The sequence below is a fragment of the Nocardia sp. NPDC052566 genome, assembly GCF_044547285.1.
Classification (GTDB): Bacteria; Actinomycetota; Actinomycetes; order Mycobacteriales; family Mycobacteriaceae; genus Nocardia.
Genome location: NZ_JBIUAF010000006.1, coordinates 645,142 through 657,749, shown reverse-complemented (window position 1 = coordinate 657,749; position 12,608 = coordinate 645,142). Strand labels below are relative to the sequence as shown.

General features: G+C 69.1%; 7 protein-coding genes. 6 read left to right on the top strand and 1 reads right to left on the bottom strand.

All coding sequences use genetic code 11. From position 1 onward, the window contains the following. Positions 1-81: 81 nt before the first annotated feature. On the bottom strand, positions 82-912 hold the full coding sequence (locus tag ACIG5A_RS32960) for an enoyl-CoA hydratase/isomerase family protein (RefSeq protein WP_397247289.1): 831 nt from the start codon (positions 910-912) through the stop codon (positions 82-84). Positions 913-1,002: 90 nt separating this feature from the next. Between ACIG5A_RS32960 and ACIG5A_RS32955 the strand changes: the two genes are divergently transcribed. The 6 genes from ACIG5A_RS32955 (at position 1,003) to ACIG5A_RS32930 (ending at position 12,470) form a co-directional block, all read left to right on the top strand. After that, positions 1,003-2,022 (top strand): glutathione S-transferase family protein, encoded by a 1,020-nt coding sequence (locus ACIG5A_RS32955; RefSeq protein ID WP_397247287.1) that lies wholly within the window; start codon positions 1,003-1,005, stop codon positions 2,020-2,022. A gap of 106 nt (positions 2,023-2,128) precedes the next feature. Beyond that, complete coding sequence (locus tag ACIG5A_RS32950) at positions 2,129-2,845, top strand: hypothetical protein (protein WP_397247285.1); 717 nt, start codon at positions 2,129-2,131, stop codon at positions 2,843-2,845. Beyond that, a complete protein-coding gene (locus ACIG5A_RS32945) occupies positions 2,842-3,849 on the top strand; it encodes an ATP-binding cassette domain-containing protein (protein ID WP_397247283.1) in 1,008 nt (335 codons plus the stop codon). Before ACIG5A_RS32950 ends, ACIG5A_RS32945 begins: the two co-directional genes overlap by 4 nt. Further along, entirely contained in the window at positions 3,846-4,628 is a 783-nt protein-coding gene (locus ACIG5A_RS32940) for an ABC transporter permease (protein WP_397247281.1), read from the top strand. The genes ACIG5A_RS32945 and ACIG5A_RS32940 overlap by 4 nt, the downstream gene beginning before the upstream one ends. Positions 4,629-4,832: 204 nt before the next feature. Further along, positions 4,833-8,600: an ABC transporter ATP-binding protein gene (locus tag ACIG5A_RS32935; protein WP_397247279.1), complete on the top strand. Its 3,768-nt coding sequence runs from the start codon at positions 4,833-4,835 to the stop codon at positions 8,598-8,600. Positions 8,601-8,705: 105 nt separating this feature from the next. Continuing rightward, the gene (locus ACIG5A_RS32930) at positions 8,706-12,470 is read left to right on the top strand and encodes a multifunctional oxoglutarate decarboxylase/oxoglutarate dehydrogenase thiamine pyrophosphate-binding subunit/dihydrolipoyllysine-residue succinyltransferase subunit (RefSeq protein ID WP_397247277.1); all 3,765 of its coding nucleotides are present in this window, start codon (positions 8,706-8,708) and stop codon (positions 12,468-12,470) included. The last annotated feature ends 138 nt before the right edge of the window (positions 12,471-12,608 follow it).

Below are 12,608 nucleotides of genomic sequence, written 5' to 3'. Positions count from 1 at the left end.
GACCGCGGCTGCGCGGGCACCTGCGACTATATGACCGATGTCACAATTTCGCGGGAAGAGGCGACGAACGTGTCCGGCCTGTCACCGTCCGGTGTAGCTGGCCTTGCCCGGACCGACCTCGAGGAAGCTGCGCACCGCGCCGTGCAGATCCTCGGTGGCGAACAGCGCGCCGGACACCTCGGGCGTCACCGAATCCGCGTGCGCGACACCGCCGGAGCGCCACGCCTCGATAATCCGCTTGGTCGCCGCGTGCGCGCGGGTCGGGCCGTGTGCCAGCCGGTGCGTCAATTCCCTTGCCGCGGCGTCGACATCGTCGTGCACGCCGTTCACCACGCCCCATTCGGCCATGGTCGCCGCGTCGTAGAGATCGCCGGTCATCACGAATTCGCGGGCACGTCCCGAGCCTGCGCGCTCGGCAAGGCGCTGCGGGCCGCCCATCGAAGGGGTCAGGCCGACAACGGTTTCCACCAGGCCGAACTTCGCCTTCGGCGCGGCGAGGATCAGGTCGCAGGCCAGCGCGATCTCGAAGGCCGCGGTCAGTGTCAGCCCGTGCGCGGCGAAGATCACCGGGCACGGCAGCGCCTCGAGCGGGTGGATGATCTGCGCGAACAGGGTGCGCCACAGCTCGGCGCCCTGCTCGATGGACAGCCCGTCGAATACGTGCACGTCGACACCGCCGGAGACCACCTTGCCCTCGGCCCGCAGCAGCAGCGCACGCGGCGGCCGCGCGGACAGCTCCGCGATATCGGCGATCAGCGCGTCGAGCATGGCCTGGTCGAAGAGGTTCAGCGGCGGATGCGCCAGCGTCAGCGTGGCCACCTCCGCGCCGCCGCTGGCGACTGCTTGCAGGTCGCTCGAAACGGCACTGCCCGTAATTTCCCGCTCCAGCCGAGTCGCCTTCGTTTCACTCATTCTGGAAGCCTAGAGCGGCTGCCTCCGGCTTCGCTCCGGCCCGGCGCGAAGCGGACTCCGTCCGCTGCGTCGGAATGCGACACTGTGTCGGTGACCACAACGGCCAGCGGTTCCTATGTCGAGCCGGGTGAATTCAAGCGCGACACCAACTACATCACCACTCGCATCACGGCCGACGGCCGCGACGGATATCCGGTGGCGCCGGGCCGCTACCGGCTGGTGGCCGCCCGTGCCTGCCCGTGGGCCAACCGCACGCTGATCGTGCGGCGCCTGCTCGGCCTGGAGGACGTACTCTCGCTCGGGCTGTGCGGCCCGACGCACGACAAGCTCAGCTGGACTTTCGATCTCGATCCCGGCGAGGTCGATCCGGTGCTCGGCATCCATCGGCTGCGTGACGCGTATCTGGCGCGCTTCCCCGACTATCCGCGCGGTATCACCGTGCCCGCCGTGGTCGACGTGGCGACCGGGCAGGTGGTGACCAACGACTACGCGCAGATCACCCTCGACTTCTCCACCGAGTGGACCGAATACCACCGCCCGGGTGCACCGTCGCTGTACCCCGAACCGCTGCGCGCCGAGATCGACGAGGTCAGCCTCGCGGTGTTCCGCGACGTCAACAACGGCGTGTACCGCTGCGGGTTCGCGGGCAGCCAGGCGGCCTACGAGACCGCGTACGACCGGCTGTTCACACGGTTGGACTGGCTGTCGGATCGCCTTGCCGGACAACGCTATCTGGTCGGCGACACCATCACCGAGGCCGACATACGGCTGTTCACCACCCTCGTCCGGTTCGACCCGGTGTACCACGGTCACTTCAAATGCAACCGGGACAAGCTGACCGAGCTGCCGGTGCTGTGGGCCTACGCGCGCGACCTCTACCAGACCCCCGGTTTCGGCGACACCGTCGACTTCGGCCAGATCAAGACGCACTACTACGTGGTGCACACCGACATCAACCCGACCCGGATCGTGCCGAAGGGGCCCGATCTGGCCAACTGGCTCACCCCGCACGGACGGGAAGCGCTCGGCGGCAGGCCTTTCGGCGACGGCACCCCGCCACCGCCGCCACCGCTGGCCGAGCGGGTGCCCGCGATGCACGGACCGGAGTAGCCGGGCGGAACCGATCGACTGCACGGTTCGTTTGCCGAGGTAGGCCGGTGGTAAGTCGATGCCATAGAGTTTCTGAGCGTTGGCGCAAACAAAAGGGGTGTTGCCGATGAGGCATGGCGCGTTCGAGAAGACCGTTGTCACGTTGCTCGAGAACGGGGCACAGCTACAGGCGCCCGCGGTCGCCAAGTACGTCGACCGGGTCCGGCGCGCACATCCCGACGAGAGCCCGGCGCAGATCGTCGCCAGGCTGGAGCGCCAGTTCCTGCTCGCGGTGACCGGCAGCGGCGGCGCGGTCGGCGCCGCCGCCGCGGTGCCCGGCGTCGGCACCGTCGCCTCGCTCGCCGCGGTCGGCGCGGAAACCGTGTTCTTCCTGGAGGCCTCGGCCGTGTTCACCCTCGCGGTGGCCTCGGTGCACGGAGTTTCCCCGCAGGACAAGGAAACTCGCCGCGCGCTCGTGCTCGCCGTCGTACTCGGCGACTCCGGCATGGAGATCGTCGAGAAGACCGTCGGGCACTCCGCCAAGAACTGGGGCACGCTGCTCGCGACCCGGATCCCCGGCCTGTCCGGCATGAACGACTCGCTGATGAAGCGGTTCATCATCCGCTTCCTCACCAAGCGCATGGCGCTGGCCGCGGGCAAGGTGATCCCGGCGGGTATCGGCGCGGTGATCGGCGGCGTCGGCAACCGCACGCTCGGCAAGGGCACGGTCAACAACGCGCGCAAGGCATTCGGGCCCGCACCGGCCACCTGGCCCGAACGGCTGGTGATCGATGCCGACCCGCTGCCCTCGCTGGATCAGGTGAAACCGCCGAGCACGCGATGAGCTCGGTGCGGTCGAAGGCTTTCACCGTCGAAAAGCTCTCCAAGCAGTTCCGCACGGTGCCCGCGGTGACGGAGGTGAGCTTCTCCGTCACCGCGGGCGCCACCGCCGCGCTGGTGGGACCGGCGGGCGCGGGTAAGACGACGATCCTGCGCATAGTGCTCGGATTGCTCGCGCCGACCTCGGGCACCGTGGAGGTCGAAGGTCCCGGCACGGGCAAGCGACGGCTCGGCAGCGAACCGGCGGCGGGACCGACGCATCTGGTCGGCGGCATGCTGATGCCGCGCGGACTGCTCCCCCGCCGCACCGTCCGCGACCATCTGCGGGTGTACGCGGCGGCGGCCGGGATCGGCGACCTACGCGTGGAGCAGGTGCTCGACATGGTCGGCCTCGGCGAGCAGGCGGGGGTCAAGACCGATGCGCTGCCGATCGGCCCGCAGACCCGGCTCGCGCTGGCGACCGCGCTGCTCGGCGATCCGCCACTGCTCGTCCTCGACGATCCGATGGCCGGACTCGAACCCGCCGAGCGCGGCTGGCTCCAGGACTTCCTGCGCAGGCACACCCGGCGCGGCGGCACGGTGCTGCTGTCGAGCCAGACCCTGTCCGCCGTGCTGCCCGGCGCCGATCAGCTGATCGTGCTGAACGCGGGTTCGGTTGTCTATCAGGGCAGTCCGTCGCGGCTGCGGCGCAGTCACCCGGACCGTCTCGTGGTGGCCGCCGCGACGCCGATCGCGCTGGCCACCATGCTCGCCGCGCGCGGGCTCACCGACGCGGTGATCCGCCCCGACGGCAGGCTCGCGGTGGCCGATGCCAGCGAGGCGCAGATCAGGGATGCCGCCGTGGCGGCGGGCGTGCGGGTGGACAGCATCGTCACCGACGCGATCCATCCGGACCGGGTGCTCGCGTCACTGCTCAACAAACCGGCCGCACCCGCGTCCGCCGGTAGCGCGGCCAACCATCCGGCACCCCACCATCCGACACCGACGCCCTACGGAATCCCACGATGATCCTCACCCTGCCGCCGGACCTCGTCCCCGCGGTCGACTCCGAGGTCCGCAAGGTCACCACGCTGGTGTCCGGCCGGATCGTCGGCGCGGTACTCGTCGCCGTCGCGCTGGTCGCGAGCGCCGTCACCGCGATACTCGCCGGCGAGCAGGACCCGAAGGGCCAGCCCGCCACCGGAACCGCGACGATCGGGCTGTATCTGAGCGTGATCGCGGTGCTCGTCGGGGTCGGCGTCTTCGCCGCGGCCACGGCGGGCGCGGAGTACCGGTATCAGACGATGCCGATCACCGCGCTGTTCACGCCGAACCGGGATCGCCTTGTCGCCGCGAAACTTTCGGTCACCGCCTGCTTCGCCCTCGGCACCGCGCTCGTCGTCGAGGTGGCCGCGATGGTGTGCCTGCTCGCCTTCGGGCGCGGCAAATTCGACTTCAGTCTGCGCTTACTCGCGGTGCTCGGCGGCGGACTGCTCACGGCGATCTGCTGGGCCGTCATCGGCACCGCGCTCGGCCTGCTGCTGCGCTCATCGACCCTCGCCGTCGCTGCCCTCCTCGGCTGGCTCGTCATCGTCGAACCGCTGCTCTGGGCCGCCACCTACGGCGCGGGCTCCCCCGGCATCGCCACCATCCTCCCCGGCTCCGCCACCATCGGCACCGTCGCCGTCGGCTCCTTCTCCGAAAACCGCTTCCTCGCCCCAACTCCCGCCGCCCTGGTGATCCTGGTCCTCTGGACCGTCGCCCTCGGCGGCGCCGCCTGGCTCTCCGTCCGCCGCCGCGACCTCTGACCGCCCGCCGAGCAACCGGCTGCATCGGCGTGCCTCGGCTCCCGTCGAGCGCAGTCGAATGGCCCTTCGACACGCCGTAACGGAGGACCATTCGACTGCGCTCGGCTGGGTGCGGCCCTGGCGAAAGTGTGGGATTGGCCACTGGTGCCGGGGAGAGGCGGGGGAACAAGCGGGTGTCGGTAAGCGTCGTTACCGTGGATGAATATGAGTGGGGGCAGTGGAGAACCGGGGTGGATACGGCGGCTGTGGGCCGAATGCCGATCGCATAGCCGGACATTAGCCGGGATCGGCGTCGCGGTGCTCGCCGGCGCGGTGGTCGACATCGCCGCACCGTTGCTCACCAAGTACGCGGTGGATGCCGCCGGCATCGGTGACACCGGAGTGATCGGCCTCGTCGCGGGATTGCTCGCGGCGTTGGCCGTCGGCCGATTCCTCGTCTCGTTCGGGCGGCGGATGCTCGCGGGCAAGCTCGCGCTGCACGTCCAGCACGAATTGCGGGTACGGCTGCTCGAATCGATGCAGCGGCTGGACGGGGCCGGGCAGGACGGGATCCGCACGGGTCAGGTGGTGTCGCGATCGATCACCGACCTGCAACTCGTCCAAGGGCTGCTGGCGATGGTGCCGCTGTCGGGGATGGCGTTGCTGCAGTTCCTGCTCGCGGCGGCGGTCATGGTGTGGCTCTCGCCGCCGCTGGCGGTGGTCGCGCTGCTCGTGGTGCCCGCGATGGCCGCCATCGTGTACCGGATGCGGCCGCAGGTGTACGCCGCCACCTGGTCGGCCCAGCAGCGGGCCGCGGATCTGGCCCAGCACGTCGAGGAGACGGTCACCGGGGTGCGGGTGGTCAAGGGCTTCGGACAGGAAGCGCGGATGGTTTCCGTGCTGGAGCGGCACAGCCGAAAGCTCTACGCCGAGCGCATGCGCGCGGCCGGTATCGACGCGCGGTTCGGACCGACGGTGTCGGCGGTCCCGCAGGCCGGGCTGGTCGCGGTGATCGCGCTCGGCGGACTGCTCGCGCTGCACGGCGCGCTCGGCATCGGCGCCTTCGTTGCCTTCGCCGCCTACGTGGCCACTATGACCAACACCGCGCGCCAGATGGCCTCGATCGTGCTCATGGCGCAGCTGACCCGTGCCGCCGCCGAACGCGTCTACCAGGTGGTCGACGCCGCACCGGTGGTCACCGACCCACCCGAACCCGCCGAACTTCCCGACGGCCCCCTCGGCATCGAATTCGACGCGCTCACTTTCGGATTCGATCCGGATCGCCCGGTGCTCCGCGAATTCGACCTCACCATCCGTCCCGGCGAGACGGTCGCGATCATCGGCCCGGCCGGTTCCGGGAAATCCACCCTCTCCCTGCTGCTCCCGCGCTTCTACGCCCCCGACTCCGGCAGCATCCGCCTGTTCGGCGCCGAACCCGCCCTAGCCACAACCGGATTCACCATCGATCCACCGGATTTCGAAGGGCCGCAACGCCTCGGCCACGCGGTGGATATCGCCGATGTCCGCGCGTCGGAGCTGCGCGCGGCGATCGGAGTGGTCTTCGATGACCCATTCCTGTTCTCCGACACCATCGCCGCGAATATCGCGCTCAGTCGGCCCGAGGCCACCGACGCGGAGATCAGGCAGGCGGCGAAGGCGGCGGCCGCCGACGAATTCATCGGCGAACTCCCGGACGGTTACGACACGGTGGTCGGCGAGCGCGGGCTGACGCTGTCCGGCGGGCAACGGCAGCGCGTCGCGCTGGCCAGGGCACTGCTCGCACGCCCGCGCATCCTGGTGCTCGACGACGCCACCTCGGCGGTCGACGCGGTGACCGAGGCGGCCATCTTCGACGCGCTGCCCGACCAGACCGAACACCGCCGCACCACGCTGATCCTGGCCCACCGCGAATCCACCCTCGCGCACGCCGATCGGGTGATCCGGCTCCCCGCACCGAATTCGGTGCTGCCGGAAGATCATTCGGCGCCGACGCGCGCGGTTGACTCGGGCATCGGCGGCGCCTCGCGCGCCGCGATGGATCTCAGCGAAACACCGGAACTGCTCCGCGATGTCGAGCGACTGCCACCGGCGACCGAACGGCCCGGCCTCGACGAACAGCGGCTGCGCGCGCCGGATCCCGCCTTCCGGCTGACCAGGCTGCTCCGCCCGGTGCGCTGGCTGGTGCTCGCCGTGATCACCCTGCTCGCGCTGGACGCGATCGTCGGCGTCGCCTTCCCACCGCTGGTCCGCTATGCCATCGATCACGGTGTCACCGGCCGGGATTCGGGCGCGCTCGCCCGCGCCGCGGTGATCGGCGCGCTGTTGACGCTGTCCGGCTGGGCGATCGGCGCGGCGACCATCGTGCTCACCGCGCGCACCGGCGAGCGCGTGCTCTATGGGCTGCGTATCCGCAGCTACGCGCATCTGCAGCGGCTCGGCCTCGACTACTACGAGCGAGAACTGTCCGGCCGCATCATGACTCGGATGACCACCGACGTGGACGCGCTGTCGACGTTCCTGCAGACCGGCGTCGCCAGCACGCTGATCGGCATGCTCACGCTGGTCGGCATCGCGGTGGCGCTGCTGGTCATCGATGCGTCGCTGGCCGCGGTGGTGCTGCTCGCGCTGCCGCCGCTGCTGCTGGCGACCGCGCTGTTCCGCCGGGTGTCGGCGACCGCGTATTCGGTCTCGCGCGAGCATGTTTCGACGGTGAACGCCGACTTCCAGGAGAACATCGCCGGCCTGCGCGCCGTCCAGGCCAACCGGCACGAACCGGTCGCGGCGCGGCGCTTCGCCGAGTATTCCGACCGGTACCGGCACAGCAGGATGGGCGCGCAGCGGGCCATCGCGCTGTACTTCGCGTTCGTCGTCACCTGGGCGGATCTGGCGCTGGCCGCCGTGGTGTTCGTCGGCGCGCGCGAGGTCGCACACGGCAGCACCAGCCCCGGCACCCTCGTCGCCTTCGTGCTGTATCTGCAGCTGCTGTTCGGCCCGATCCTGCAGCTGTCGCAGGTGTTCGACGGCTACCAGCAGGCCAGGGTCGGGCTGCGCCGGATCGGCGAGCTGCTGCGCACCCCGTCCTCGATCGCCCAGGATCCGGTGGACGCGGCCCCGATCACCGGACGGCTGCGCGGCGCGGTCACCTTCGACGACGTGCGTTTCCACTATCCGGGCACCACCACCGCGGCGCTCGACGGTGTCTCGCTGCACATCCCGGCCGGCTCGACGCTCGCGCTGGTCGGCGCCACCGGCGCGGGCAAGTCGACGGTGGTCAAGTTGCTGGCACGTCTGTACGACTTGCCGACAGCGGACCACCGAGCGAACTCCGACTGCAACGATCACGGCGCCCGATCAGATGAGCACTGTGTGACAACCGGATCCATTCGCGTCGACGATGTCGACATCCGCGATTACCGGCTCGCCGAGTACCGCGCCCGCCTCGGCATCGTCCCGCAGGAAGCGCACCTGTTCACCGGCGACGTGGCGAGCAATATCGCCTTCGGCAGGCCGGAGGCGACCGAGGACGAGATCGCCGAGGCCGCCCGCGCGGTCGGCGCGGCCGACATGATCGCCGCGCTCCCGCACGGTGTGCGTCAGCCGGTCGGCGAGCGCGGGCGTGGCCTGTCCGCCGGGCAGCGTCAGCTGATCGCACTGGCCCGCGCCGAACTGGTGCGGCCGGATCTGCTGCTGCTCGATGAGGCGACCGCCACACTCGACCCGGATACCGAGGCCGCGGTGTCGGTAGCCAGCCGATCGCTGACACGCGGGCGGACCACGGTCGTCGTCGCGCATCGGCTCGCGACGGCGGCGCGGGCCGATCGGATCGCCGTCGTCGATCACGGTCGGATCGCGGAAATCGGCACGCACGCCGAGCTCCTGGAAACGGATGGACCGTATAGCCACCTATGGGCGGCGGCGGGGGCACAAGAAGGAATATTCTCGGTAACGGACGGGTCGTCATCAATGGAGTCGGGTCGGTCCGGTGGTCGGTAGATCCGCCGATTTGCTGCTGGGCCTATCCTCAGATAGGGCGCATTGGCGCGTATCCGCTGATCCCCGTGCCGGGCACGTCACAAACGTCGCAGCGCGAAGAACGAAATGAGGCGAACACCTGCTGTGAGCAGCTCAACTTCCCAGTTCGGACAGAACCAGTGGCTAGTCGATGAGATGTATCAGAAGTTCAAACAGGATCCATCCTCTGTCGACGAAAGCTGGCACGAGTTCCTGGCCGACTACACCCCCGATGCGACGAGTGATTCTGGTAACAGCCAGGTCGCTCCCGCCGCACCCGCGCAGGCAGCCACCCCGGCTCCGGCTGCAGCGCCCGCGGCTCCCGCTCCGGTAGTAGCTCCGGCTCCGGCTCCCGCCCCAGCTCCCACGAAGCCGGCCGCCGCCCCCGCGGCGACCACCCGCGCACCGCAGACCACGCCTGCGCCTGCCTCCAACGCCGCACCGACCTCCGGCGCGCCGAAGCCCGCCGCACCCGCCGAAGAGTCGAAGGTGCTGCGCGGCCCCGCCGCCGCTGTGGTCAAGAACATGCAGGCGTCGCTGACCATCCCGACCGCGACCAGCGTGCGCGCCATCCCGGCGAAGCTGATGATCGACAACCGGCTGGTCATCAACAACCACCTGGCCCGTACCCGCGGTGGCAAGATCTCCTTCACCCACCTGCTCGGCTATGCGATCGTGCAGGCCGTCAAGGCCTTCCCGAACATGAACCGGCACTTCGCCGAGATCGACGGCAAGCCGAACGCGGTCACCCCCGCGCACACCAACCTCGGCCTCGCCATCGACCTCGCGGGCAAGGACGGCAACCGCTCGCTGGTGGTCGCGGCCATCAAGGGCTGCGAGGCGATGACCTTCGGCCAGTTCCACACCGCATACGAGGACATCGTCCGGCGCGCACGCGACGGCAAGCTGGGCATCGATGACTTCACCGGCGTCACCATCTCGCTGACCAACCCGGGCACCATCGGCACCGTGCACTCGGTGCCGCGCCTCATGCCGGGCCAGGGCGCGATCATCGGCGCGGGCGCGATGGAATACCCGGCCGAGTTCCAGGGCATGAGCGACGAGCGGATCGCCGACCTCGGCGTCGGCAAGCTGATGACGCTGACCTCGACCTACGATCACCGCATCATCCAGGGCGCGGAGTCCGGCGACTTCCTGCGCACCATCCACAACCTGCTGATCTCCGACGACTTCTACGACGAGATCTTCCACGGCCTCGGCGTGCCGTACGAGCCGGTCCGCTGGCGCAAGGATGTGCGCGAGCGCGGCGTCGACAAGAGCGCCCGCGTGCTGGAGATGATCGCGGCCTACCGCAACCGCGGCCACCTGATGGCGGACACCGATCCGCTGCGGCTGGTGAAGGACAAGTTCCGCAGCCATCCCGACCTCGATGTCACCCAGCACGGCCTGACCCTGTGGGACCTGGACCGCACGTTCAACGTCGCGGGCTTCCACGGCCAGGAGCAGATGAAGCTGCGCGACGTGCTCTCGGTGCTGCGCGACGCCTACTGCCGCCACGTCGGTGTGGAGTACACCCACATCCTCGACACCGAGCAGCAGCTGTGGATCCAGGAGCGGGTCGAGCAGAAGCACGTCAAGCCGACCATCGCACAGCAGAAGTACGTGCTGAACCGGCTGAACGCGGCGGAGGCCTTCGAGACCTTCCTGCAGACCAAGTACGTCGGGCAGAAGCGCTTCTCGCTGGAGGGCGCCGAGGCCGTCATCCCGATGATGGACGCGGTCATCGACCAGTGCGCCGAGCACTCGCTCGACGAGGTCGTCATCGGCATGCCGCACCGCGGCCGCCTGAACGTGCTGGCCAACATCGTCGGCAAGCCGTACTCGAAGATCTTCACCGAGTTCGAGGGCAACATGAACCCGGCCGGTGCGCACGGCTCCGGCGACGTGAAGTACCACCTCGGCGCGCACGGCACCTACCTGCAGATGTTCGGCGACAACGAGATCGAGGTCTCGCTGACCGCCAACCCGTCGCACCTGGAAGCGGTCGACCCGGTGCTCGAGGGCCTGGTCCGCGCGAAGCAGGATCTGCTGGACAAGGGCGACGGCCCCGAGGGCTACTCCGTCGTCCCGCTGATGCTGCACGGCGATGCCGCGTTCGCGGGCCAGGGTGTGGTGGCGGAGACGCTGAACCTGTCGGGTCTGCGCGGCTACCGCGTCGGCGGCACCATCCACATCGTGGTGAACAACCAGATCGGCTTCACCACGGCGCCGGAGAACAGCCGCTCCACCGAATACTCCACCGATATCGCGAAGTTCATCGGCGCGCCGATCTTCCACGTGAACGGTGACGATCCGGAGGCCTGTGACTGGGTGGCGCGCCTGGCGGTCGACTTCAAGCAGAAGTTCCGCAAGGACGTCGTCATCGACATGATCTGCTACCGCCGCCGCGGCCACAACGAGGGCGACGACCCGTCGATGACCCAGCCGTACATGTACGACGTCATCGACACCAAGCGCTCGGTGCGCAAGGCGTACACCGAGAGCCTGATCGGCCGTGGCGACATCTCGCTGAAAGAGGCCGAGGACGCGCTGCGCGACTACCAGGGGCAGCTGGAGCGGGTCTTCAACGAGGTCCGCGAGCTGGAGAAGTACACCCCGGAGCCGAGCGAATCGGTCGAGGACGACCAGCAGGTGCCGACCACCGTCGTGACGGCCGTCGACAAGTCCGTGCTGCAGCGCATCGGTGACGCGTTCCTCAACGTGCCGGACGGCTTCAGCGTGCACCCGCGCGTCAAGCCGGTGCTGGAGAAGCGCCGCGAGATGGCCTACGAGGGCAAGGTCGACTGGGCCTTCGCCGAACTGATGGCCTTCGGCTCGCTGATCGACGAGGGCCGCGCGGTGCGCCTGACCGGTCAGGACTCGCGCCGCGGCACGTTCACCCAGCGCCACTCGGTGATCATCGACCGCAAGACGGCCGAGGAGTACACCCCGCTGCACAACATCGGCAGCACCAACCCCGGTTGGTTCGCGGTGCACGATTCGGCGCTGAGCGAATATGCCGCCGTCGGCTTCGAATACGGCTACTCGCTGGGCAACCCGGACGCACTCGTGCTGTGGGAGGCGCAGTTCGGTGACTTCGTCAACGGCGCGCAGTCCATCATCGACGAGTTCATCTCCTCGGGTGAGGCCAAGTGGGGTCAGCTCTCCGACGTCGTGCTGCTGCTGCCGCACGGTCACGAGGGCCAGGGTCCCGACCACACGTCCGGGCGCATCGAGCGGTTCCTGCAGCTGTGCGCCGAGGGTTCGATGACGGTCGCCGTGCCGTCCACCCCGGCGAACTACTTCCACCTGCTGCGCCGCCACGCGCTGGACGGCATCCGCCGCCCGCTGATCGTCTTCACCCCGAAGTCGATGCTGCGCAACAAGGCCGTGGTCTCGGAGGTCAAGGACTTCACCGAGTCGAAGTTCCGTTCGGTCTTCGACGAGCCCGCCTACGAACAGGGCATCGGCGACCGCAGCAAGGTGAAGCGGATCCTGATGACCAGCGGCAAGCTCTACTACGAACTGGCCGCGGAGAAGAACAAGCAGAAGCGCGAAGATGTCGCCATCGTGCGCATCGAGCAGCTGTACCCGCTGCCGAAGTTCCGACTGAACGAGACGCTGGCGGGCTACCCGAACGCGACCGATATCGCCTGGGTCCAGGAGGAACCGGCCAACCAGGGCGCCTGGCCGTTCTTCGGCCTGAACCTGCCCGAGCTGCTGCCGGAGCGCTTCACCAAGCTGCGCCGCATCTCGCGCCGCGCCATGTCGGCCCCGTCCTCGGGTTCGAGCAAGGTGCACGCGGTGGAGCAGCAGGAGATCATCGACGAGGCCTTCGAACCGACGGCCTGATAGTCGCTGCCCCGCACGCCGGGTGCGAATCACGCTCTCCGGAGCGTGATTCGCACCCGGCGTTGTTTTTTCGCTCGGTGCGGCGCATCGAGGCGATCGAAGTGTCCGCGATACGCACCGCACCGCCTGCGCCGAGTT

Excerpts from the sequence above, each read along its gene's own strand:
- ACIG5A_RS32960 (WP_397247289.1), bottom strand. The coding sequence starts at position 912 with ATGAGTGAAACGAAGGCGACTCGGCTGGAGCGGGAAATTACGGGCAGT.
- ACIG5A_RS32950 (WP_397247285.1), top strand. The coding sequence starts at position 2,129 with ATGAGGCATGGCGCGTTCGAGAAGACCGTTGTCACGTTGCTCGAGAAC.
- ACIG5A_RS32945 (WP_397247283.1), top strand. The coding sequence starts at position 2,842 with ATGAGCTCGGTGCGGTCGAAGGCTTTCACCGTCGAAAAGCTCTCCAAG.
- ACIG5A_RS32940 (WP_397247281.1), top strand. The coding sequence starts at position 3,846 with ATGATCCTCACCCTGCCGCCGGACCTCGTCCCCGCGGTCGACTCCGAG.
- ACIG5A_RS32935 (WP_397247279.1), top strand. The coding sequence starts at position 4,833 with ATGAGTGGGGGCAGTGGAGAACCGGGGTGGATACGGCGGCTGTGGGCC.
- ACIG5A_RS32930 (WP_397247277.1), top strand. The coding sequence starts at position 8,706 with ATGAGGCGAACACCTGCTGTGAGCAGCTCAACTTCCCAGTTCGGACAG.